Annotated in this window: 23 protein-coding genes; 9 read left to right on the top strand and 14 right to left on the bottom strand. The window is 66.1% G+C overall.

The features are described 5' to 3' along the window. The first annotated feature begins 90 nt into the window (after positions 1-90). Positions 91-366 carry a hypothetical protein gene (locus Q8Q53_RS00330; RefSeq protein ID WP_305699751.1) on the top strand — a complete coding sequence of 92 codons (276 nt, stop codon included), beginning with the start codon at positions 91-93 and terminating at the stop codon, positions 364-366. Between the two features lie 137 nt (positions 367-503). Here the strand turns inward: Q8Q53_RS00330 and Q8Q53_RS00325 are convergent, their stop codons facing one another. From Q8Q53_RS00325 to Q8Q53_RS00310, 4 genes are all read right to left on the bottom strand, one after another. Next, positions 504-1,718, bottom strand: a complete 1,215-nt coding sequence (locus tag Q8Q53_RS00325) for an argininosuccinate synthase (protein WP_305699750.1) — start codon at positions 1,716-1,718, stop codon at positions 504-506. 177 nt (positions 1,719-1,895) lie between these two features. Continuing rightward, the gene (locus Q8Q53_RS00320; protein ID WP_305699749.1) at positions 1,896-3,164 is read right to left on the bottom strand and encodes a cyclopropane-fatty-acyl-phospholipid synthase family protein; all 1,269 of its coding nucleotides are present in this window, start codon (positions 3,162-3,164) and stop codon (positions 1,896-1,898) included. Positions 3,165-3,216: 52 nt separating this feature from the next. Next, the gene (locus Q8Q53_RS00315; protein ID WP_305699748.1) at positions 3,217-3,804 is read right to left on the bottom strand and encodes a TMEM165/GDT1 family protein; all 588 of its coding nucleotides are present in this window, start codon (positions 3,802-3,804) and stop codon (positions 3,217-3,219) included. Beyond that, on the bottom strand, positions 3,801-4,553 hold the full coding sequence (locus tag Q8Q53_RS00310) for an SDR family oxidoreductase (protein ID WP_305699747.1): 753 nt from the start codon (positions 4,551-4,553) through the stop codon (positions 3,801-3,803). Before Q8Q53_RS00310 ends, Q8Q53_RS00315 begins: the two co-directional genes overlap by 4 nt. 166 nt (positions 4,554-4,719) lie before the next feature. Here Q8Q53_RS00310 and Q8Q53_RS00305 point away from each other — a divergent pair, with 166 nt between their 5' ends. After that, entirely contained in the window at positions 4,720-5,553 is an 834-nt protein-coding gene (locus Q8Q53_RS00305; RefSeq protein WP_305699746.1) for a PhzF family phenazine biosynthesis protein, read from the top strand. On the opposite strand, the gene rlmN is transcribed toward Q8Q53_RS00305, so the two are convergent. The 8 genes from rlmN to Q8Q53_RS00265 all read right to left on the bottom strand — a co-directional run bounded on the left by rlmN (position 5,550) and on the right by Q8Q53_RS00265 (position 10,852). Next, positions 5,550-6,803: a 23S rRNA (adenine(2503)-C(2))-methyltransferase RlmN gene (gene rlmN / locus Q8Q53_RS00300; protein WP_305699745.1), complete on the bottom strand. Its 1,254-nt coding sequence runs from the start codon at positions 6,801-6,803 to the stop codon at positions 5,550-5,552. The two genes, Q8Q53_RS00305 and rlmN, sit on opposite strands and share 4 nt — an antisense overlap. Before the next feature lie 35 nt (positions 6,804-6,838). Next, positions 6,839-7,333 (bottom strand): hypothetical protein, encoded by a 495-nt coding sequence (locus Q8Q53_RS00295; protein WP_305699744.1) that lies wholly within the window; start codon positions 7,331-7,333, stop codon positions 6,839-6,841. Between the two features lie 8 nt (positions 7,334-7,341). Continuing rightward, positions 7,342-7,545 (bottom strand): hypothetical protein, encoded by a 204-nt coding sequence (locus Q8Q53_RS00290; protein ID WP_305699743.1) that lies wholly within the window; start codon positions 7,543-7,545, stop codon positions 7,342-7,344. After that, positions 7,545-7,724: a DUF4169 family protein gene (locus tag Q8Q53_RS00285; RefSeq protein ID WP_305699742.1), complete on the bottom strand. Its 180-nt coding sequence runs from the start codon at positions 7,722-7,724 to the stop codon at positions 7,545-7,547. Before Q8Q53_RS00285 ends, Q8Q53_RS00290 begins: the two co-directional genes overlap by 1 nt. Before the next feature lie 42 nt (positions 7,725-7,766). Continuing rightward, positions 7,767-7,991 (bottom strand): hypothetical protein, encoded by a 225-nt coding sequence (locus Q8Q53_RS00280; RefSeq protein WP_305699741.1) that lies wholly within the window; start codon positions 7,989-7,991, stop codon positions 7,767-7,769. Then, positions 7,988-8,194, bottom strand: coding sequence for a hypothetical protein (locus Q8Q53_RS00275; protein ID WP_305699740.1), 207 nt, complete (start codon positions 8,192-8,194; stop codon positions 7,988-7,990). The genes Q8Q53_RS00280 and Q8Q53_RS00275 overlap by 4 nt, the downstream gene beginning before the upstream one ends. 168 nt (positions 8,195-8,362) lie before the next feature. Then, positions 8,363-8,848 carry a GreA/GreB family elongation factor gene (locus Q8Q53_RS00270; protein WP_305699739.1) on the bottom strand — a complete coding sequence of 162 codons (486 nt, stop codon included), beginning with the start codon at positions 8,846-8,848 and terminating at the stop codon, positions 8,363-8,365. A 24-nt stretch (positions 8,849-8,872) separates the two neighbouring features. Then, the gene (locus Q8Q53_RS00265; RefSeq protein ID WP_305699738.1) at positions 8,873-10,852 is read right to left on the bottom strand and encodes a lytic transglycosylase domain-containing protein; all 1,980 of its coding nucleotides are present in this window, start codon (positions 10,850-10,852) and stop codon (positions 8,873-8,875) included. 99 nt (positions 10,853-10,951) lie between these two features. Here Q8Q53_RS00265 and dapA point away from each other — a divergent pair, with 99 nt between their 5' ends. The 5 genes from dapA (at position 10,952) to Q8Q53_RS00240 (ending at position 16,220) form a co-directional block, all read left to right on the top strand. After that, a complete protein-coding gene (gene dapA / locus Q8Q53_RS00260; RefSeq protein WP_305699737.1) occupies positions 10,952-11,833 on the top strand; it encodes a 4-hydroxy-tetrahydrodipicolinate synthase in 882 nt (293 codons plus the stop codon). 85 nt (positions 11,834-11,918) lie between these two features. Next, positions 11,919-12,401, top strand: coding sequence for an SsrA-binding protein SmpB (smpB, locus tag Q8Q53_RS00255; RefSeq protein ID WP_305699736.1), 483 nt, complete (start codon positions 11,919-11,921; stop codon positions 12,399-12,401). After that, positions 12,398-12,964: a DUF2062 domain-containing protein gene (locus tag Q8Q53_RS00250; protein WP_305699735.1), complete on the top strand. Its 567-nt coding sequence runs from the start codon at positions 12,398-12,400 to the stop codon at positions 12,962-12,964. The genes smpB and Q8Q53_RS00250 overlap by 4 nt, the downstream gene beginning before the upstream one ends. Beyond that, the gene (locus Q8Q53_RS00245; protein WP_305699734.1) at positions 12,961-15,384 is read left to right on the top strand and encodes a response regulator; all 2,424 of its coding nucleotides are present in this window, start codon (positions 12,961-12,963) and stop codon (positions 15,382-15,384) included. The genes Q8Q53_RS00250 and Q8Q53_RS00245 overlap by 4 nt, the downstream gene beginning before the upstream one ends. A 59-nt stretch (positions 15,385-15,443) precedes the next feature. Continuing rightward, on the top strand, positions 15,444-16,220 hold the full coding sequence (locus Q8Q53_RS00240) for a thioesterase family protein (protein WP_305699733.1): 777 nt from the start codon (positions 15,444-15,446) through the stop codon (positions 16,218-16,220). 1 nt (position 16,221) lies between these two features. Here the strand turns inward: Q8Q53_RS00240 and aroB are convergent, their stop codons facing one another. Further along, positions 16,222-17,328 carry a 3-dehydroquinate synthase gene (aroB, locus tag Q8Q53_RS00235; protein ID WP_305699732.1) on the bottom strand — a complete coding sequence of 369 codons (1,107 nt, stop codon included), beginning with the start codon at positions 17,326-17,328 and terminating at the stop codon, positions 16,222-16,224. Further along, on the bottom strand, positions 17,319-17,888 hold the full coding sequence (locus Q8Q53_RS00230) for a shikimate kinase (protein ID WP_305699731.1): 570 nt from the start codon (positions 17,886-17,888) through the stop codon (positions 17,319-17,321). The genes aroB and Q8Q53_RS00230 overlap by 10 nt, the downstream gene beginning before the upstream one ends. 229 nt (positions 17,889-18,117) lie before the next feature. Here Q8Q53_RS00230 and Q8Q53_RS00225 point away from each other — a divergent pair, with 229 nt between their 5' ends. Together Q8Q53_RS00225 and Q8Q53_RS00220 are read left to right on the top strand one after the other, a co-directional pair. Next, the gene (locus Q8Q53_RS00225; protein ID WP_305699730.1) at positions 18,118-19,983 is read left to right on the top strand and encodes a hypothetical protein; all 1,866 of its coding nucleotides are present in this window, start codon (positions 18,118-18,120) and stop codon (positions 19,981-19,983) included. Positions 19,984-19,987: 4 nt separating this feature from the next. After that, positions 19,988-20,866: a tyrosine recombinase gene (locus tag Q8Q53_RS00220; protein ID WP_305699761.1), complete on the top strand. Its 879-nt coding sequence runs from the start codon at positions 19,988-19,990 to the stop codon at positions 20,864-20,866. The last annotated feature ends 3 nt before the right edge of the window (positions 20,867-20,869 follow it).

Here is a 20,869-nt window from a genome sequence, read left to right as displayed (position 1 = left end):
CTCCTCGCCCGGCGTCTCGCTGCCGGCGTGGTGGTCCCGTCAGGCAGAGGTTGGTGGCCCGAAAGCCGTTCCCCTCCACCTGGCGGTTCCGTGACTTCTTCCAGCCTTGCCAGTCCGAATTTTCGTTCCGCTGCGCCGAAGCGCCGCTTTCCTTTCATCCATTCCGGCCGCCCTGAAGCGGTCAACCAGCCTTGCGCCTATCGCTGCATCTGCGGTTCGCTGGGCGGCTCCGAAGAGCGTGCCAAGCGCGTTTTCCGATACTGCTGCGGGCATCGCCGCCGGTATCTTGAAGTTTCTGTTTTCCCTTTCAATCCAGTAGTTTCCTGCCGGATTTTCAAGTTCGCTTTCAGCCTCTCGATGACTTGAAGCTGCGCCTCATCGCTGAGTCGCACAAGCGGGCAAGGGCCGAGTTATCCACAGGTCGCCGTTTTGGCGGTGGATAACTCGGTCCTTGCTGTGGACAGAATCAGGATACGCCGTCAAACGACGCGGTTTTCTCGCGCTTAGCGGTCCCGCTGCGCCAAGAGGCGCAACCGGAGTGCGTTAAGCTTGATGAAGCCGGCCGCGTCCTTCTGGTCATAAGCCCCGGCATCGTCCTCGAACGTCACGTGGCGTTCCGAGTACAGCGAATTGGGCGACTTGCGGCCCACGACCGAGGCCTGACCCTTGTACAGTTTCAGCCGGACGGTGCCGGAGACCTTTTCCTGGCTGTGGTCGATTGCGGCCTGGAGCATTTCGCGTTCCGGCGCGAACCAGAAGCCGTTGTAGATCAGCTCGGCATACTTGGGCATCAGCTCATCCTTCAGATGCGCCGCGCCGCGATCGAGCGTGATCTGTTCGATGCCGCGGTGCGCGCGGGCATAGATTTCGCCGCCGGGGGTTTCGTACATCCCGCGGCTCTTCATACCGACGAAGCGGTTTTCGACCAGATCGAGGCGGCCGATGCCGTGCTTGCGGCCCAGCTCGTTCAGTTCCGTGAGCAGTGTGGCCGGGCTCATGGCCGTGCCGTTCAGTGCCACGCCGTCACCGCGTTCGAAATCGATCGTGATATATTCCGGCGCGTCGGGCGCGTCTTCCGGGTTGACCGTGCGCGAATAGACATAGTCCGGGGTTTCTTCCCACGGATCTTCCAGCACTTTGCCCTCGCTACTGGTGTGGAGCAGGTTCGCGTCGGTCGAAAACGGGCTTTCGCCGCGCTTGTCCTTGGGCACCGGGATCTGGTGCTGTTCGGCCCACTCGATCAGCGCGGTGCGGCTGGTCAGATCCCATTCGCGCCAGGGGGCGATGACCTTGATGTTCGGGTCCAGCGCATAGGCCGACAACTCGAACCGCACCTGATCGTTGCCCTTGCCGGTCGCGCCGTGGGCGATGGCATCCGCGCCGGTTTCATGCGCGATCTCGATCAGGCGCTTGGAAATCAGCGGGCGGGCGATGGAGGTGCCGAGCAGGTAATCGCCCTCGTAACGGGCGTTGGCGCGCATCATCGGGAAAACGAAATCGCGCACGAATTCCTCGCGCAGGTCGTCGATATAGATGTTCGCATCGGGCAGGCCCATCAGCTTGGCCTTGGCGCGCGCCGGTTCCAGTTCCTCACCCTGCCCAAGATCGGCGGTGAAGGTGATCACTTCGCAGTTGTAGGTGACTTGCAGCCACTTGAGGATGACCGAGGTGTCGAGGCCGCCGGAATAAGCGAGGACGACTTTCTTGATATCCGACATGGCTGGAGTTCCACTGCGTTGACGTTAGGATTGCAGCGCGCCCCTAAGCCATGGGGGCCGTGACGGCAAGGGGAGGAAGGCGATGGTCAAAGCGGAAATGAAAACCGCGGCGCCAGCTACCTGCGCGTGCCGCTCCACCACGCTGCGCATGGTCCCCCATCGCCGGAACGGGGAGGATCAATCGCGGGCCAGATGCCACTCCGGCGCTTCATCCAGCGCCGCCAGCCGCGCGGCTTCGGCGCCGATGTAATCGCGGGTCATCGGCACGGCATCGCGGCGCTTGACCGACTGGATGTGGAAATTGACCATTCCGCCTGAGCGAAAGCTTTGCTCTGCTCCGGCCAGATAGAACTGCCACATCCGGAACAGCCGCGCGTCATAGAGCGCCGTGATCTCTGCCTCATGCCGACTCGCGCGGGCATACCATTCGGCCAGGGTGTGGGCGTAGTGATAGCGCAAGACCTCGATATCCGCGATTTCCCACTTGGTGCGCTCCAGCGCGGCAACCAGTTCGCTCATCGCCGGGATGTAGCCGCCGGGGAAGATGTACTTGCGGGTCCACTTGTCGGTCGTGCCGGGCGGGCCGGTGCGGCCGATGGTGTGGGTAAGCATGATGCCGTCATCGGCCAGCAGCTCGTTTGTCTTGGCAAAGTATTCGCCAAAGTGCGGCGCGCCGACGTGTTCGATCATCCCGACGCTGGTGATCCGGTCGAACTGGCCGGTGACGTCGCGGTAATCGATCAGCTGGAACTTTACCCGGTCGGCGACGCCCGCTGCCTGTGCCCGTTCGTTGGCGAAGCGGACCTGATCGGGGGCGAGCGAAACGCCCAGCACCTCGATCCCGAAATGGCGGTTGAGATACAGTCCCAACCCGCCCCAGCCGCAGCCGATATCGAGCAGGCGCATCCCTTCGGCCCGGCCCGGTTCCAGCCGCAGTTTGGCCGCGATCAGCGCCTGCTTGTCGATCTGCGCGCGTTCGAGCGAATTGGCCGGATCGCGGAAATAGGCCATCGTGTATTGCCGGTCCTCATCGAGGAACAGCTCATAGAATTCACGCGTCAGGTCATAGTGGTGGGTGACATTGGTGCTGGCCTTGGCCCGCAGGTTGATCTGGTCGCCCTTGGCAGCGGCCCAATCGAGTGCGCGGCGCAGCTTGCCGGGCGGCTTGATATTGCCGCCGGACCGGTTGGCATTGCGCATGACCAGCAGCACCATGTCGCGGATGTCGTGCGGGGGTTCGACCACCAGCCGCCCGTCCATATAGGCCTCGCCCGCGCCGATGCGCGGATCGCGCGCGACGTGGAACGACGCGCCTTTATCGGTGAAGCGGATGCGCACCGGATCGGCAGCGGGATCGCCGTAGCTGTGAATCTTGCCGTCAAAATCGGTGACGACCAGCTGGCCGTCCCGGACCAGCGCGCGAAGCATCTTGTCGAGTAACCACATGGGGGCAAGACTATGCCTCCTGCGGTCGGAAACAAGCCCTATTGCGCCAGTGTCACAGCCAGCCGAGGATTACTGCAAGCTGCCACAGTCCCAGTGCCAGGAACAACAGCGCGGCGGCGATGCGGGTGGCGTTCAGCGACACGCGCTTGACCAGTTCCTCGCCCAGGAACACCGCCGGGGCGTTGGCCAGCATCATCCCCAGCGTGGTCCCGGCCGCGACGATGGCGACGCTCTGATACTGCGCGCCGAGCGCGATTGTGGCGATCTGGGTCTTGTCGCCCATTTCGACCAGGAAGAACGCGACCGCCGTGGTCAGGAACGCGCCGCCGCGCTGGCGGAAGCCTTCCTCGTCATCGTCCAGTTTGTCCGGCACCAGCGTCCACGCGGCCATGGCGATGAACCCCAGCGCAACCGTGATCCGGAACCACTGCGCATCGAGCAGCCCGGCCACTTCCTGTCCGATCAGTGCCGCCAGCCCATGGTTGGCAATGGTCGCAACGAATATGCCCGCCAGAATCTGCCAGGGCGCGCGCAGCCGCGCGGCCAGGACAATGGCGAGCAGCATCGTCTTGTCGCCGATTTCGGCGAGGGCGACGACAACCGTGGAGGCGGCGAAAATGCTGAGCGGTTCGGGAATCATGCCCGCGCGAGGTAGAGCACATCGCGCGGCTGCGCCAGCAGGTGCTGGCCCGAATCGATATAGAGCGTCTCGCCGCTGGCCAGCCAGCCTTGCGCCAGCCACAGCGCGGCGTCGGCCAGTTCCTGCGGATCGGTCAGCCGCCGCAGCAGGTTCATCCGCCCGCTGACTTCGTGCTCTTCCGGTGCCTGATCGAAACTGGCCATCATCGCGCCGGGAGCCAGACCATAGATGCGGTCCTCCGTGCGGTCCTGCGCCATCGCCAGCATTGTCGTCGCCGCCGCCAGCCCGTGCTTGGCCATCGTGTAGCTGAAGAAATCGGGGTTGGGGTTGCGCAGCTTCTGATCGAGGAAATTGATCACCCGGCGGCCACCATTCGTGCGGGCATGGGCCAGGAACGCCTGCGCCATCCGCGCCGGGCTTTCAGCGTTGACGGTCACCGCCTCGACATAGGTCGCGTGGTCGATTTCCCGCGCGGTATCGAGGTTGAACACGGCGGCGCAGTTCACCAGCACGCGCCAGTCATCCAGCCGCGCGGCGAGCTGCTTGATCATCGCGGCGGCGGCGGCGGGATCGGTCAGATCGCAGGTGACCACTTCGGCCGATGGCAGCGTGGCGGCCAGCCTTTCCGCATCGGGGCCGGAATCCTTGACGTGGATCACCACGTGCCAGCCCGCAGCGGCAAACGTGCGGGTCAGCACGGCGCCGATGCGCTTGGCGCCTCCGGTAATGAGAACGGCGGGACGGGTCATCGCGCCAATCTGTGCGGATTATGGTTGGTCCCGTCAATCGGGGCGGGACGAAAGGCCTATGGGTAGATGACGGCTTTTGTGGTCCGCAGCGCATCGAGGTTGCCTTCGCGCGATGAACGGTTAGCGCTGCTGGGCGGATAGTTGGACAAGTGACGGAGCGCGGCGAATGAAGCTTGATCTGGTCGATGTGTTCGGGGCGCGGGCGATGGCGGGCAATCCGCTGGGGGTGGTCCACGGCGCGGATGGCATGAGCGCGGAGGCGATGCTGCAACTGACCCGCTGGATCGGGTTTTCGGAATGCACCTTCCTGTTGCCGCCGACCGATCCCGTTGCCGATTACCGCGTGCGGATTTTCTATCCGGCGGGGGAACTGCCGTTCGCCGGGCATCCGACACTGGGCACCGCGCACGCGTGGCTGCGCGCCGGGGGCCAGCCGAAACGCGCGGGCGTGGTGGTGCAGGAATGCGGGGTCGGGCTGGTCGAAGTGCGGATCGAGGCTGACCGGCTGGCGTTCAAGGCCCCGCCGCTGCTGCGGGATGGACCGCTGGCGGCGGACGAACGCGCGGAAGTCGCACGGCTTACCGGAGTGGCTGAGGCCGCGATTGTCGATGCGGTCCACGCCAACAACGGGCCGGGGTGGAAGCTGCTGCGGCTGCGCTCAGCCGCCGATGTGCTCGCCGCCCAGCCGGTCGCCCGCGCGCCAACGGGGACCGACGTCGGGCTGGTCGGGCCGCACGCTGGCGCTGATCCGGCGTGGGAAGTGCGGGCGTTCTTCGCCAATGCCAATGGCGAACTGAAGGAAGATCCCGTCACTGGCAGCCTCAACGCCGCCACCGCGCAATACCTGTTCGGCAGCGGGCTGGCACAGAACGCTTACGTGGCGGGGCAAGGGCAGCAGATTGGCGCGGACGGGCGCGTGCATTGCCGGATCGAAGCGGACGGTGCGGTCTGGATTGGCGGGCGCGTGGATACGATCGCGGCGGGTGCCGCACTGGATTAGCCCAGCGCGGCCTGCTTTTCATCGGCCAGCCGGTCCAGTTCGGCGCGGCTCATTTTCTGGGCGGCGGTTTTCAGCTGGCCGCAGGCCGCGTCGATATCGCGGCCGCGCGGGGTGCGAACGGGCGCGCTGATCCCGGCTTCGAACACGATGTCGGAAAAGCGCCGGACCCGTTCGGGGGTGGAGCATTCATAGATCGCGCCGGGCCAGGGGTTGAACGGGATCAGGTTGACCTTCGCGGGCAGCCGGTATTGCTTGATCAGCCGCACCAGTTCGCGCGCGTCGGCATCGCTGTCGTTCTTGTCCTTCAACATCACGTATTCAAACGTGATGCGCCGCGCGTTCGACGCACCGGGGTAATCGGCGCAGGCTGCCAGCAGTTCTTCCAGCCCATACTTGCGGTTGATCGGCACGATTTCATCGCGCACGGCCTTGTTGGTGGCGTGGAGCGAAACGGCCAGATTGACGCCGATTTCGGCGCCGCAGCGGGCCATCATCGGCACGACGCCGCTGGTCGACAGGGTGATCCGGCGCTTTGACAGCGCCAGCCCATCGCCGTCCATCACCAGCTTCAGCGCATCGCGGACGTTGTCGAAGTTGTAGAGCGGCTCGCCCATGCCCATCATCACGATGTTGGTCAGCAGGCGGCCATCGGGGGTATATCCGCCGCCATCCTCGTCCTCGACCTCGTCCAGCCCGGCCATCGAACCCTTGGGCCATTCGCCCAGCGCATCGCGCGCCAGCATGACCTGGCCGACGATCTCGCCCGGCGTCAGGTTGCGCACCAGCCGCATCGTGCCGGTGTGGCAGAACCGGCAATTGAGCGTGCAGCCGACCTGACTGGACACGCACAGCGTGCCCCGGTCCGCATCGGGGATGAACACCATTTCGTATTCGTGGCCGTCATCGGTTTTGAGCAGCCACTTGCGGGTGCCGTCGGTCGAATGCTGGGCCAGCACGATTTCCGGCCGTCCGATCACGAAGCGTTCGGCCAGCCAAGGCCGCATCGTCTTGGCGATATCGGTCATCGCATCGAAATCGGTGACACCGCGGTGATAGAGCCAGTGGAACACCTGCTTGGCGCGCAGCTTCGCCGCCTTGGCATCCAGTCCGGCAGCGGCGAACAGTTCGGCGATGCGCAGGCGGGGCAGGCCGAGCAAGTCGACGCGGCCATCGGCGCGCGGGGTGATGTCGCGAGGGGTGGGCACCGGATCAATCTGTCCGGGGATGGGCATTAGTGCAGTATCGGCCATAAGCCGCGCGCTATAGGGCCATCGCCCCGCAAAAGCTAGCGAATGGCCGCGCATCCCACGGCGGCGGCATCCATGGCGGTGGCCGCCCCGGCCAAAGTCCACGTGTTGGAAAAGCCCCGGCCGCTCGCATCGCGCGCGCTGACGGTCATTTCGCGGGCGGAGCGCATCGCCGCGATGATCGCCGCATCGGCGCGCTTGTCCGGCGCCCAGGCATCACCGCCGCCGCCGGTCAGCGCGATCTTCTGGCCGCTGATGCTGAGCGTGATCGCGGAATTGCCCGCCAGTTTGCGCGACAGGCGAAAGTGAACTTGCCCGCGCACGCCCTGCTTCGGCCAGAACGCCACATCGGCATAAGGCTGGTAATCGCGCCGCAAGGTGGACGGGGCGGCTTTGGCAATCGCATAGCAGCGCGGCACGGCGGGATCGCGGAACGCGCCCCAATCGCCGAACATCCCCAGCGCGTCGCGGGCGCTGGCCGGGGCGGCCAACGCGGCCAGTGCAAGCATGGCAGCAGTGAAACGAAGCTTCATCGGCGGCGCTATTGCCCGATCAGGTCCAGATACGCCACCACATCGTTGTCGGTGGCGATGAACAGGCCGTCCTGCATCTCTTCGGGCTGGGCGGCGGCCATCGCCAGTGCCTCTGCCAGCGGGGCATAGCACAGCGTGGTCGCCGCGCCGCCTTCGCTGGCACTGTCGAGGTGGTACAGCCGGACGGTGGCGTTGTCATACGTGGTGCGCATCAATCGTCCTCGCGCCGCGCGCCGTCGATCAATCGTGCGGCGCGCGCAGTATCAAGCTGACGCTTGCTGCGGCTGGCCTTGTCCTGCCCGAACCGGGCGCGGTTTTCGGCTGCCACTGTCTGGGCTTCGCCGCGCGCGCGGGCCTTGCGGGCCATCCGAAGGTTGATGATGTCAGCCATGGTCCGCCAGCCTTGCCAGAAGCAAGGCCAGCGGAAAAGCCCCTACCAGGCGCCGGGAACGCGGTAGAACGGAAAGCGTTTCACGTTGCCGATGATCAGGTGCTTTTTCAGCCGGGCGCGGATTTCGTCCGCGCCTTCGATGGTCACGCACACCAGATGCGTCCCGACACCGGGCAGCGGTTCGATCGCGCTGACCTTGACGTTGCGGGTCTTGCATTCCGCCAGCACTTCGGCCTCGGTCAGCTTGATGTTCATCGCGCGGCTCATGCGGCGCACTCACAGCCTGCGGGCGCGGCAATCGCGGCCCAGCCGGTTGAGGCGGATGCACCCAGGCGGTCCTGGAAACAGGCGATCCGGGCGGCCAGCGCTTCGGCGGCGGCAAGGTGGACACCGCCCAAAGAGCGGCAGCCACTGGCGGCGGCGCGCATCAGCGCGACTTGGTGACTGGAATAAAGGGAGTTGAGATCCATGGGCAGGCTCCGGCTGGTAAGCGGGAGCGCGCAGGGTCTCTCAGCCGCGGTCGCTTACAGGCGAAAAACCACGATGACTGGCCCTTAGCACAAACTGGCCAAATAGAAAGGCCGGTCAAATTGCAGGGCCAGTCAGATTGCAGGGTCGGTCAAATGGAATGAACGACGTTACCCGGCGGGATAAGCGATCGCCAGAACTTCCCATTCCTTTTCCCCGCCGGGCAGGCTGACCCGCCGTAAATCGCCCAAGGCCGCGCCGCGCAGGGCGCGGGCCAGCGGTGCGCTCCACCCGATCAGGCCGGCGCTCGCGTCCTGTTCGTCATCGCCGATCAGCGTCAGGGTGCGCTGGGTGTCATCCTCATCCGCAATGGTGACGGTGGCCCCGAACCACGCGCGGCGCTGGTCTTCCTGCCGGGCCGGGTCGATCACGCGCAGGATTTTCATCCGCCGCGCCAGATGCGCCAGTTCGCGGTCAATCTCGCGCATCCGCTTGCGGCCATAGAGGTAATCGCCGTTCTCGCTGCGATCACCATTGCCCGCCGCCCAGCTGACCACTTCGACGATCGCCGGGCGTTCGGTGCCCAGCAAATAGTCATAACGAGCGCGCAGCGCGGCAAACCCGGCGGGCGTGATCGGCGGTCCTTCTGGTTTCATCTGGCAGGCTTCACGTGGCGGGCTTCATCCAGGCTGCCGCTTGCCGATGAACCGGCTGAGCGGATTGGGACCGGGCATCCGCGCGCGGGCGGGGTGCATGGCTTCATAGACCACCGCGTTTTCCAGCACGTATTTCACATAGCCGCGCGTTTCGGTCAGCGGGATTCGCTCCACCCAGTCGATCCAGTCGATTGAGCCATTGCGCGGATCGCCGTTCAGCCGCAGCCACTTGTTCACGTTGCCGGGACCGGCGTTATAAGCCGCCACCGCCAGCGGATAGCTGCCCCCGAAATAGTCCAGCACCCGCGCGAAGTAGGCATTGCCCAGCGTGATGTTGTAACCGGCATCGCGGGTCAGCGCCTGCTGGTCATAGGCCAGTTCCAGCTTGCCCGCCTGTTCGCGCGCGGTCCCCGGCATCAGCTGCATCAGCCCGCGCGCGCCGGCATGACTGACCGCGTTCATCGCAAACTGGCTTTCCTGCCGGGTGATCGCGTGGATCATCGTCCAGTTGCCGCCTTGCGGGATCGGAATCAGCGGAAAGCCGATCTTCTGGAAATCGCCAAACCCATCGGTATGCGCGGCCTGCGCCAGGATCACGCCCAGATCGCGCCGCCCCAGTTCGCGCGCCAGATCGGCCACCAGCACGTGCTCCGCCTCTGTTTCGGCCTGATTGGCGATTTCGCGGAAGAACCGTACGCCGGTCGGCCAGTCGCTTTCGCGCGCCACTTCGCGCACCGCCTGGGTCAGGGCGCGGGCGTTGAACGCCTCACGCTCGGCGCGGGTCGGGATCACGCCCGGCACATTGTTGAACGCGGGCAGCGCGCGGCCCAGCCGCTCCAGCGCCAGCATGCCATAGAACTGATCGGGGAAGGCCGCGGCCAGTTCGAAATAACGGTTGGCCTCGGCCGGATTTCCCGCTTTTGCCATGGCCCGTCCGGCCCAGTAGAAGCCCTTGGTCCGGGTCTGCGGCGTGCGCGCGGCCGCGCCATAGCGCCAGAACAGCGGGGCAGCCCTGGCCCCATCGTTCAGGCCGTCCAGCGCCATCGTCCCGCCCAGCCACATCAGCGAGGTGTAATCATCGCGAATCTGGAACGATTCGCGGCTGACATCGGCGCCAGGGGCAAAGGCATCGTCCACGCTCGCCGCGATTCGCGCTGCGCTGCCTGCATCTGCGCGCCGGGCGTTGGCCAGCAGTTCAGCAATCCACTTGCGCACGTCCTGCGGCGGCGCGGCCAGCGGCGCACGATAGGCCAGCAGGCTGACTGCATCGGCCTGACGCCCGGCCAGCCGCAACATCCGCGCACGGTTATACAGGTAGCCGGGGTCGCGCAGCGCGTCCGCGCCGGGTTGCAGCGCGGTGCCGTTCGGGTCGGTCCCGTTGGTCAGCCCCATCCGCGCCAGAAAGCGGGGGCGGGCGGCGGCGGAAACATACAGCAATTGCCGCTCTGCCTGCGCCGCAGCGCCGGCCCACAGCAGCGCGTCCATCCGCGTATCGTGGTCGTCCGGGGTCAGGGTATGGGCAATGCGGGCAGAAATCGTGGCTTCGGCCGCGTCGCTCATCGCGCCGCCGCGCCAGGCCGCGCGGGCGACGGTCAGCGCCTCTGGCCGGTTCAGGGCGAACAGGGCCAGCGCATGATGCGCGCGGGCCGCGTTGGTGACGGGCGGGAAGCGATCGAAATACCCGGCAGTCCGGGCCGGATCGATGCTTTCCCGGTCCAGCGCGCGCTCTGCCCAGTTGCGCAGCTTGGGTTCTTCGGGAAAGCCGGGATAGCTCAGCATGAAGCCCGAATAATCGGCGAACGTGAAGCGTTCGGAGGCTGACAGCAGTTTCCAGCGGGAAATCGCCTGCGCCATGGTGGTGGCGGGCGCGCCGACCAGCGCAGAGCGGGCGCGGTCCCAGTCGGCCCCGTCGCGGTCACCCCCGTCTTGTGCCCATGCACAGCCCGGAGCGATAGCCAGTGTTACCAGCAGCAAAGGAATTGTCTTGCGTTGCATACTGGACATTGTCGCCAAAGGCTCCTTATCAGACCATGAATGGTGGAAATCCCCGGATGCGAGGCGGCCTACGCCGTCTTCTATGGGGCAAGTGCAAAGGTAAAGTCCATGTTTTCCGGCTCGATTCCGGCTCTGGTCACCCCGTTTCGGGATGGCGCGTTTGATGAAAAGGCGTTTCGCCGCCTGGTTGACTGGCAGATCGAGAACGGCTCTGCCGCGCTGGTTCCCTGCGGCACCACGGGGGAAGCATCGACGCTTTCCAATGCCGAACACCACCGCGTGATCAAGGTGTGCATCGAGCAGGCCGCCGGCCGCGTGCCGATCATCGCGGGCTGCGGATCGAACGACACGATGAACGCCCGGCTGCACCTGAACTTTTCCAAGAAGAGCGGCGCGTCGGCGGGCCTGTGCGTTGCGCCTTATTACAACCGCCCCAGCCAGGAAGGGCTGATCGCGCATTTCAGCTTCCTGGCCGAAAACACGGACCTGCCGATCGTGCTTTACAACGTGCCGGGCCGCACGGTGACCGATCTGAAGCCGGAAACGGTGATCGAACTGGTCCGCCGCTATCCGCGCACGTTCGTGGCGATCAAGGATGCCAGCGGCGATCTGTCGCGCGTGACCGATCACCGCATGGGCATTTCGAAGGACTGGTGCCAGCTGTGCGGCGATGATGAACTGGCGCTGCCGTTCAATGCCGCGGGCGGGGTGGGTTGCATCTCGGTCACGGCCAACGTCGCACCCCGGCTCTGCGCCGATTTTCAGGCGGCCTGCGCCGATAACAACCTGGAGAAGGCGCGCGAGCTGAACGACAGGCTCTATCCGCTGCACTATGCGATGTTCGACGATGCCTCGCCGGGGCCGGTCAAGTATGCGCTGAGCCGGGTGCATGACTGGATTGGTGAAGACCTGCGGTTGCCGCTAGTGCCGTGCAGCGCAGCCGCCCGCAAGGCGGTCGATGCCGCGCTGGAGCACGCCGGGCTGGTTTAAGCGGGAACGTTTCCGGGGGGATCGGTAAAAAGGGGGCGGATGATACGTTTCTTTTTTACCAAACCGTCCCTACATGCGCCTTACCATGGCCCGTCCCAACCACGCTCAGTTCGACAAGAAGAAAGTCGTCGCCGAAAACCGGCGCGCGCGGTATGACTATTTCATCGATGAGACGCTGGAAGCGGGCATCATGCTGACCGGGACGGAAGTGAAAAGCCTGCGCTTTGGCGAAGGCTCGATCGCGGAATCCTATGCCGAAGTGAAAAATGGCGAAGTATTCCTGGTCAATTCCAACGTCCCCGAATTCAGCCACGGCAACCGCTACAACCACGAACCCAAGCGCCCGCGCAAGCTGCTGCTGCACCGCCGCGAAGTTGATCGCCTGCAAGGGGCGGTTGAACGCAAGGGCATGACGCTGGTCCCGCTGTCGGTCTATTTCAACGGACGCGGCCGGGCCAAAGTGGAACTGGCGCTGGCCAAGGGCAAGAACGTGGCGGACAAGCGCGCAACGATCAAGGAACGCGACTGGAAGCGCGAACAGTCCCGGATCATGCGGGATTATAAATGAGCGCGTTTGCCGCCCGCATCGCGGCCTGGGCCAACCGCAACATGCCCCGCCGCGAAGACCTCGAACACACCCGCTTCATCGGGCCGTTCGCGCGTCGGCCAGAGCTGTGGCGCTTTACGCGCCGCTCGGTGCCGCGCGGTGCCGCGGTGGGCCTGCTGGTGGGCATCTTTGCGCTGATTCCGGGCATTCAGATACTGGGTGCGGCGCTGATGTGCGTGCCCAGCCGGGGTAACATCCCGATCGCGACGCTGATGACGTTCCTGTCCAATCCGGCGACCACTCCGTTCATCCTCGCAGCATCGATCTATCTTGGGAACAAGCTGGGCTTTCATGCTGATATATCAACGTTTAATTCATTGATGGACAACGGGGCGGGACTGCGTGAGTGGGCCTACTGGATGCTCTCCGATGCCGCTCCCGCGCTGCTGGTCGGGCTGTTCATCATCTCCACCGTGACGGCGGCGATCGGCTATCTGGTCGCGTCGGTCACCTGGAACTGGTGGGTCCGGCACAAGCGCCGGGTCAAGCTTGAACAATTGCTGTCAGGACGCGAACCGTCATGACGGCACGCCGCGAGGCGGCTGGCAGACCGCACCCGCGTGGCGCATTGCTGATTGCTGCCGCGCTGGTGCTGACGATCGCGGCGGTCTGGTTCATCACCCGTCAACCGCTGCTGATCGGCGTCTTCGTGGCCGGGATCGCGGCATTCGGCGCGATTGCCTGGGCGCTGACCCGGCCTGCACCGCTCACGTCCGAGCCGGAACAGACGCTCCCGGACTGGTCGGTTACAGTCGCGGCGATTGACCGGCCGGATTGCGCGGTTGCGATTGTTGACCGCGCCGGGCGGCTGGTCTGCGCCAATTCCCGGTATGAGGAATGGTTCGGGGCCGGGCACGCCCCGCCGCGTCTGCCGGTTGACAATCCCTCGCTCGAACGGCTCGCCAAGGCCGGCCGCGCCAGCTGGCGCGATGGCAGCGGGCTGGCCGATCCGGTTGAGGGGCCGACCGGCCGCCGGCGGGCTGAAGCGCTGCGGGCCGGGCGCGGGGACGATTATCTGGTCTGGACGCTCAAGCCGCTGCTCGCGGCTGACCCGGTGGCTGAACTGGTTCCGCACCTGACCGGCAAGCTCGGCCACGCGCTGGCGCAGGCGGGGATTTCCGCCGCGATTGTCGATCCCGATGGCAAGATCCGGATCGCCAGCCCCGGCTTTGCCCTGCGCGCCGTCGGCGATGCCGCCGCGCTGCTGAGCGGCGAGGATTTTGTTGCACTGCTGCGGCAGGACGACCGTGACCGGATCAGCTGGGCGCGCGAGGGCAAACGCGGCGGGCCGCTGACGATGTATTACCTGCCCGTGGCCGATCCCGATGCGGCCGGCGGCCCTGATTACGAGCAGGCGCCATCGCTGATGCTGCTGGTCGATCAGGGCGTGGGCATCGGTGGGGGCAGTGCGGAAGGCACGGCGGCTGCGCCGCATCTGGAAGCCCTGCTGGGCCAGTTGCCGCTGGGTCTGGCCATGGCCGACCGCGACGGGCGGCTGCTGTTTGCCAATCCCGCGTTCATGCGTGCCGCCGGGCGCGAAACCGAGCCGCCGCCGATCTATCCGACCGACCTGGTGGTGCAGGAAGACAAGGGGCCGCTATCGGATGCGATCCGCCGCTTTGCCCAGGGCGGGGTCAGCAGCGGCGACATTGCGGTGCGGCTGAAGCATCAGCCAGAGGACCCCGTTTCGCTCAGCCTTGCCGGTGTGCGGGGGCTGGGGGATGCGGCGGTGCTGCTGGGGCTGACCGACAGCACCGAGGAGACCCGGCTCAAGCGGCAGGTGGCGCAGGCGACCAAGATGCAGGCCGTGGGGCAGCTGGCGGGCGGGGTCGCGCATGATTTCAACAATGTGCTGACCGCCATTCTGGGCACTTGCGACCTGATGCTGCTGCGCCACACGCCGGGTGACAGCGATTACGACGACATCCAGCAGATCCGCGCCAATTCCAACCGCGCGGCCAGCCTGACCCGGCAATTGCTGGCATTTTCCCGGCAGCAGACCTTGCGTCCGGAAGTGCTGCAACTGCCCGATGTCGTGTCGGATGTGTCGCACCTGCTCAAGCGGCTGATCGGCGAGAAGATCCAGCTGATTGTCACGCATGATCGCGGGCTGGGGCCAGTCCGGGCCGATCCGACCCAGCTGGAACAGGTGATCGTCAACCTGGCGGTCAATGCCCGCGATGCCATGCAGGCGCGCAGCGAAAGCGGCGGCAAGCTGACCCTGGCGACCAAGCGCGTCACAGCCGCCGAAGTGCGCGCCATGCGCAATGCAATCATGCCGCAGGCGGACTATACCGCACTGATCGTTGAGGATACCGGCACCGGCATTCCGCCCGATCATCTGGGCAAGATTTTCGAGCCGTTCTTCACCACCAAGGAGCTGGGCAAGGGCACCGGGCTGGGGCTTTCGACGGTCTACGGGATCGTCAAGCAATCCGGCGGGTTCATCTTTGCCGACAGCGAAGTCGGGCGCGGCACCCGGTTCAGCGTCTATCTGCCGGTCTATCACGCCTTGCCGGAAGAACTGGCCGCCAAGGTCTCGAAGCCCGAAGTGGTGACCCAGTGGGCCGGGGGCGGGCGCATCCTGCTGGTCGAGGATGAGGACATGGTCCGCGCCGTGGCCGAACGCGCGCTGACCCGCGCGGGCTATACCGTCACCACTGCCGCCGACGGCGACGAGGGGCTGGAAATCGTGCAGGGCGGCGCGCAGTTCGATCTGATCGTGTCGGACGTGGTCATGCCGGTGATGGACGGCCCGACGATGGTGCGCGAAATCCGCAAGGCTACGGCTGATCTGCCGGTGCTGTTCATGTCCGGCTATGCCGAGGAACAGCTGCGCAAGGAAATCGACATTGCCAATGTCCACTTCCTGCCCAAGCCGTTTTCGGTCCAGCAGATCAGCGACAAGGTGGGCGGCGTGCTGTCTGCGAGTACGCGGCCGTGAAGACCGATCCGCTCCGGTGAGGAGTTGACCCGCTTTCCGTTTACGTCAATGGAAAGCGGATGAGCCTGCCTGACACCCTTTCGAACCTGCGCCGTATCGACGGCGGCTTTGCCACGACCATTCCGGACGACTGGATGCAGGGCCGCACCAGCTATGGCGGGTTTTCCGCCGCGCTTGCGCTGGAAGCGGCGCGGGGGCTGGTCGATGATCTGCCGCCGCTGCGGTCTGCGCAGGTCAGCTTTGTCGGTCCGCTGTCGGGCGAAGTGGATGTGCGCGCGCGGATCCTGCGGCGCGGGCGCAATGCCAGCTGGATCAGCGTGGAAGTCACCAGCGCGGCCGGGGTCGGGCTCACCGCGACGTTCGTGTTCATGGGGGCGGTGGAAAGCGCGCTGCACCTGCATCAGGTCCCGCCGCCGGCGGGCGTGATCCCGGTGGACCAGGCCAGGGCAATTCCGGACGGGCGCGGGCCGGGCTTTGCCGGCCACTTCAATCGCCGTTTCGGCCTGCCGCGTACGGCCCAGCCAGAACCGGAAATCGGCTGGTGGGTGCAACTGAAAGACCGCGCCGGACTGGATCCGATGGTGGAACTGATGCTGTGTGCCGATGCCTTGCCGCCCGGCGTGCTGCTGCTGATGACCGGCGCCGGGCCGATCAGTTCGATGACCTGGCTGGTCAACCTGCTGACCCCGCTGCCCGAAACGAACGACGGCTGGTGGCTGCTGCGCTCGGCCGGGAATTATGCGGAAAAAGGGTGTTCCAGCCAGGACATGGCGATCTGGAACGCCGATGGCACCGCGGTAGCGGTGGGGATGCAGTCCATCGCCCTGTTTAGGTGAGTCAGCGGGTCAATTCCGCATCGAGGAAGGCGGCCACATCCGCCAAGCTGACGTCCTTCGCCAGGAACGCCTCGCCAATCGCGTTCAAAAGCAGGAACGGCAGGGTGCCCGCGTCCATCTTCTTGTCGTGCAGCATGTGCGCGGTCAGCGCCGCGCCATCGCAGTTCAGGCCCAGCGCGCTGATTTCGGCCATCATCCCAGCGTCCGTAAAGTGGCGCGCGATCCGCTCCGCATTGGCCGGCGAAAAGTGGCCGCGCCGGGCCGAATAGCGCGCCGCCAGCACCATCCCCAGCGCAACGCCTTCGCCGTGCAGCAGCCGGTCGGAAAAGCCGGTCTGCGCCTCCAGCGCGTGGCCGAACGTGTGGCCCAGATTGAGCAGCGCGCGCAGACCCAGCGTTTCACGCTCGTCCGCTTGCACGATCCGGGCCTTGGCCGCGACCGAATGGCCCACGGCATATTCGCGCAGGGCCGGATCGCCTGCCAGCATCGCCGCGCCGTTTGCCTCGCACCAGTCGAAGAACGCCGCGTCGCCCAGCAGGCCATACTTGACCACTTCGGCATAGCCCGCCTGCAATTCGCGCTGCGGCAGCGTGTCCAGCACGGCCAAATCGGCCAGCACCAGCGCAGGCTGATGGAACGCGCCGACCAGATTCTTGCCGGCGGGGGTATTGATCGCGGTCTTGCCGCCGACGCTGGAATCGACTTGCGCCAGCAACGTGGTGGGCAACTGGATGAAATGGCAGCCGCGCTTCAGGATCGAAGCGGCAAACCCGGTCAGATCACCGATCACCCCGCCGCCCAGCGCCAGAATGTGATCGCCGCGCTCTACTTCTTCGGCCAGCAGCCAGTCGACCAGCGCGGACAGCTGGTCCCAGCTTTTGGTTGCTTCCCCCGGCGGCAGGATGCGCCAGGCGGCTTCGTGTCCGGCAGCGACCAGCGAGGCCTCCACCACCGCACCCCATGCCGCATGAACGCGTTCATCGGTGACAATCGGCACGCGGCGCTTGCGCAGGCGGCCCGCGCATTGCTGGGCCAGCGTTTCGAGCAGGCCTGCGGCGACCCGCACTTCATAGGGGCGGCCTGCGATATCGACCGGGATCACAGCCATGCTTCAATTCCTTTCAGCACTTTGCCGATGGTCCGCCCGTGTGGGCCGCGCGTGCTGAACACGTGGATCGGGGCCTGTTCATAGGCCACTTTGCGCTCATCGCGCAGCCGGGTGAGGATTTCGCGCGGGTCGCCCTGTTTCAACAGTGGGCGGTTGTCCTTGCGCCCGACCCGTTCCAGCAAGGTGTCGACATCGCTGTCCAGCCAGACCGCAATCGCGCGGTCCACGATCATGGCGCGGGTTTCGGGATTGACGAATGCGCCCCCGCCGGTGGCGATGATCTTGCGCTCACCATCGACCAGCCGGGCGATCACGCGGCGTTCGCCGTCGCGGAAATGGGCTTCGCCAAAGCGTTCGAATATTTCGGGAATCGACATCTGCGCGGCGCGCTCAATCTCGTCATCGGCGTCGACGAACGGCATGTGCAGCAGGTTCGCCAGCTTGCGCCCGACACTTGATTTGCCCACGCCCATCATCCCGACGAGCACCACTGGCCGGTCGATCCGCCGGGCCAGCGCCTCGATTTCGGTCGCAGACAGCGAGGTTTCGTCAAGTTCCATTGCGGCCACGCCTATAGTTGCGCTAGTCCGCAGCGCAAGCATTGCGCAAGGTGAGGTCGCGGGTGGCGTTGAGAATCGGGAAATACGGGTGGTTGGTGATTGGCGCGGCAGCGCTGGCTGCGTTGTTGGCGTATGCCTGGGTTGATGGCGGGTTGCGCCCGGTTCGCCCGCTGGCTGAACCGGTCACGCTTCCCGCAATCGCGCCCGCTCCCGCACCGGGAGCCGCCCAGTGAAGCGCCTGTCCCTGCTGCTGGCCGGCGGTGCGCTGGCACTGACGTCGGCCTTCGCGATTGCGCAGGATGCCCCCGAATCCCTGCTTCCCCCCGGTTTTGACAAGCCGCGCCCCAGCCGCACGCCTGCGGCCGCCACGCCTGCACCTGTGGCAGTCCCGGCGGCAAAGTCGGGCGGGACCGGTTCGTCCGGCCAGGGGTCGGTTTCTGTTCCGGTGGTGCAGGCTATTCCCGGCGGACCAGCCAGCGCCGCGTCGGTCTTGCCCAGCGGGGTCAAAGTGCCCTCACTGAAAGAGCTTGAGGCGATGACGCCGGATGAGCTTGACGCGCTGCTGGGACTTAAACCGAAATCGGACATGCCCGCAGCCGCCCGCCGCTCGATGAAGCAGGTCGGGGTGCTGGCCGCAGGTGAGGGCGGTTTGCCGGTCGGATCGCTCGCCCGGCAGAATGCCCGGCTGGTCGAAGCTGCGCTGGACAAGAACAACGGGCGGATGGTGTCGCGCTGGGGGCACATCCTGCTGCGCCGTGCGCTGGCTTCGCGGCTGGATGCGCCCGCAGGCATGAACCCGGCGGATTTCACGGCCAAGCGCGCGGCGTTGTTGCTGCGGATGGGCGAAGGCGATGTCGCCCGCGCGGTCGTGCAGGATGTCGATGCCGGCAACTATTCGCCCGCCTTGATCCAGACGGCGTTGGATACTTATGCCTTCACCGCCGACATCACCGGGATCTGTCCGGTGGTTTCGGTGCATGGCGGCGTGCGCAAGGACCCCGACTGGCAGGTGCTGCGCGCGATTTGCCAGTCGTTTCAGGGTGACAGCACGGCCGGGATGGCCCAGCTGGACCGGCTGGAAGGCGGCAAAGTCTGGCCCCGGATCGATATCCTGCTGGCGCAGAAATATGCCGGGGCGGCGGGTAAAGCGCGCCGCGCGGTGACGATCGAGTGGGACGGGGTGAAGGAAATCACGCCGTGGCGCTATGCGCTGACCATCGCCACCGGGCTTGAGCCGCCAGCCGCACTGATGCGGGATGCTCCGCGCCGCTATTCCTACAGCGCGGTGCTGGCGCCGATGGTGCCGCTGCCAGCGCGCGCAGCCGGTGCTGATCAGGCGGCGGCGGCAGGGATTCTGTCCAGCGCGGCGATGGTTGACCTTTACAGCCAGATCTATGCCCAGGACGATATTGGCGGCGACTGGTCGGCAGCGGCGGAAACCCTGCGAAACGCTTATACCGCGCCCGCTGCCAGTGACCGGATGGCTGCCATTCGGCAGTTGTGGGATGGCGGTTCCGTTCCGGCGGCGCGGTATTCGCGGCAAGTGCTGACCGCCTATGCTGCGGCGCGGATGCCGGTCGCGGCAGAGTTCAAGGGTGACGCAGCTGAGCTGATCGCGTCGATGCTGGCGGCGGGACTCGACCAGAACGCGCTGCGCTGGGCGCCGCAAGCCGACGTCGGATCGCCGGCCTGGGCGATGCTGGCGCTGGCCGCACCGGCGCGCGGCACCCCGGTCGATGCGGCGTCGCTGAACAGCTTTCTGGGCAACGATGACAGCGATGGCACGCGCAAATCCCAGTTCCTGCTGGCTGGTCTGATGGGTTTGCGCCGGATTGATGACACGGCTGCGCGTGAGTTCGGGGCCGAACTGGGGCTGGATCTGGCCCGGCAGACCCGCTGGACCCGCGTGATCGAGCAGGCGGCGGATGCCAACAACCAGGCGCTGGTCGTGCTGCTCGCCGGGCTGGGGATGCAGGGCGATGGCTGGAACCGGATGACCGGGCTGCATCTTTATCATATCGTGTCGGCGCTGAACCGGACCGGGCTGAGCGCGGAAGCGCGGATGATCGCGGCCGAAGCGGTCGCGCGGGGATAGGGCGATTTCCGCCGCCGTTCAGGCGTTTCTGGCCATGCTTGCGGCGGAACGCGGCGCGGCGGCGAACACGCTGGCAGCCTATGCCCGCGATCTGGCCGGGGCAGAAGACGCGATCGGCGATCTGGTGACGGCGGACGGTGCCGCGCTGGCCTCGCTTGGCGGAGTGTGGGCCGATCTGGCACCGTCCAGCTTGGCCCGCAAATGCTCAGCCTTGCGGCAGTTCTATGGCTTTTTGCTGGATGAAGGGCTGCGCCGCGATGATCCGACGCCCGCGTTGCCGCGCCCGCGCACGCGTCGCCCGCTGCCACGCCTGCTGAGCCATGCGGAAGTTGAGCGGATGCTGGTTCGCGCGGAAGAAGAGGCCGCAACCGGTCAGCCTGCGATGGTGCGGATGCTGGCGCTGCTGGAACTGCTCTATGGCTCCGGCCTGCGCGCGACTGAACTGGTGTCCCTGCCGCTGAACGCGGTGCCGCGCGATGCACCGCTGCTGACGGTAACCGGCAAGGGCGGGCAGCAACGGATGGTCCCGGTCAGCACCCGCGCGCGCCACGTCCTGTCGCGCTGGCTGGCGGTTCGCCCCCAGGGGGGCAAGCTGCTGTTCCCGTCCCGCGCCGGCACCGGTCACATCACGCGAATCAGGCTGTTCCAGCTGCTGCGCGATCTGGCGGTGCGCGCGGGAATTGACCCGCACAAGGTCAGTCCGCACGTGCTGCGGCATGCCTTTGCCACGCACCTGCTGGAAGGCGGGGCGGACTTGCGCGTGCTGCAAACGCTGCTGGGCCACGCCGATATCGCGACTACCCAGATCTATACCCATGTTGACAGCGCGCGGCTGGTTGCACTGGTCAATGCGCGGCATCCCCTTGCCGTGCGCGGCGCTTGACGC

It is taken from the genome of Novosphingobium sp., from assembly GCF_030699305.1.
In the GTDB taxonomy this organism is placed as follows: Bacteria; Pseudomonadota; Alphaproteobacteria; order Sphingomonadales; family Sphingomonadaceae; genus Novosphingobium.
This window is presented reverse-complemented; position numbering and strand designations above follow the sequence as displayed.

What these genes read in the sequence shown, in the direction of transcription:
- Q8Q53_RS00275 (WP_305699740.1), bottom strand. Translation starts at nt 8,194, where the DNA reads ATGGATCTCAACTCCCTTTATTCCAGTCACCAAGTCGCGCTGATGCGC.
- Q8Q53_RS00280 (WP_305699741.1), bottom strand. Translation starts at nt 7,991, where the DNA reads ATGAGCCGCGCGATGAACATCAAGCTGACCGAGGCCGAAGTGCTGGCG.
- Q8Q53_RS00270 (WP_305699739.1), bottom strand. Translation starts at nt 8,848, where the DNA reads ATGAAACCAGAAGGACCGCCGATCACGCCCGCCGGGTTTGCCGCGCTG.
- Q8Q53_RS00320 (WP_305699749.1), bottom strand. Translation starts at nt 3,164, where the DNA reads ATGTGGTTACTCGACAAGATGCTTCGCGCGCTGGTCCGGGACGGCCAG.
- Q8Q53_RS00240 (WP_305699733.1), top strand. Translation starts at nt 15,444, where the DNA reads ATGAGCCTGCCTGACACCCTTTCGAACCTGCGCCGTATCGACGGCGGC.
- Q8Q53_RS00230 (WP_305699731.1), bottom strand. Translation starts at nt 17,888, where the DNA reads ATGGAACTTGACGAAACCTCGCTGTCTGCGACCGAAATCGAGGCGCTG.
- Q8Q53_RS00245 (WP_305699734.1), top strand. Translation starts at nt 12,961, where the DNA reads ATGACGGCACGCCGCGAGGCGGCTGGCAGACCGCACCCGCGTGGCGCA.
- Q8Q53_RS00305 (WP_305699746.1), top strand. Translation starts at nt 4,720, where the DNA reads ATGAAGCTTGATCTGGTCGATGTGTTCGGGGCGCGGGCGATGGCGGGC.
- Q8Q53_RS00295 (WP_305699744.1), bottom strand. Translation starts at nt 7,333, where the DNA reads ATGAAGCTTCGTTTCACTGCTGCCATGCTTGCACTGGCCGCGTTGGCC.
- rlmN (WP_305699745.1), bottom strand. Translation starts at nt 6,803, where the DNA reads ATGGCCGATACTGCACTAATGCCCATCCCCGGACAGATTGATCCGGTG.
- Q8Q53_RS00285 (WP_305699742.1), bottom strand. Translation starts at nt 7,724, where the DNA reads ATGGCTGACATCATCAACCTTCGGATGGCCCGCAAGGCCCGCGCGCGC.
- Q8Q53_RS00290 (WP_305699743.1), bottom strand. Translation starts at nt 7,545, where the DNA reads ATGCGCACCACGTATGACAACGCCACCGTCCGGCTGTACCACCTCGAC.
- dapA (WP_305699737.1), top strand. Translation starts at nt 10,952, where the DNA reads ATGTTTTCCGGCTCGATTCCGGCTCTGGTCACCCCGTTTCGGGATGGC.
- smpB (WP_305699736.1), top strand. Translation starts at nt 11,919, where the DNA reads ATGGCCCGTCCCAACCACGCTCAGTTCGACAAGAAGAAAGTCGTCGCC.
- Q8Q53_RS00265 (WP_305699738.1), bottom strand. Translation starts at nt 10,852, where the DNA reads ATGTCCAGTATGCAACGCAAGACAATTCCTTTGCTGCTGGTAACACTG.
- aroB (WP_305699732.1), bottom strand. Translation starts at nt 17,328, where the DNA reads ATGGCTGTGATCCCGGTCGATATCGCAGGCCGCCCCTATGAAGTGCGG.
- Q8Q53_RS00325 (WP_305699750.1), bottom strand. Translation starts at nt 1,718, where the DNA reads ATGTCGGATATCAAGAAAGTCGTCCTCGCTTATTCCGGCGGCCTCGAC.
- Q8Q53_RS00250 (WP_305699735.1), top strand. Translation starts at nt 12,398, where the DNA reads ATGAGCGCGTTTGCCGCCCGCATCGCGGCCTGGGCCAACCGCAACATG.
- Q8Q53_RS00315 (WP_305699748.1), bottom strand. Translation starts at nt 3,804, where the DNA reads ATGATTCCCGAACCGCTCAGCATTTTCGCCGCCTCCACGGTTGTCGTC.
- Q8Q53_RS00310 (WP_305699747.1), bottom strand. Translation starts at nt 4,553, where the DNA reads ATGACCCGTCCCGCCGTTCTCATTACCGGAGGCGCCAAGCGCATCGGC.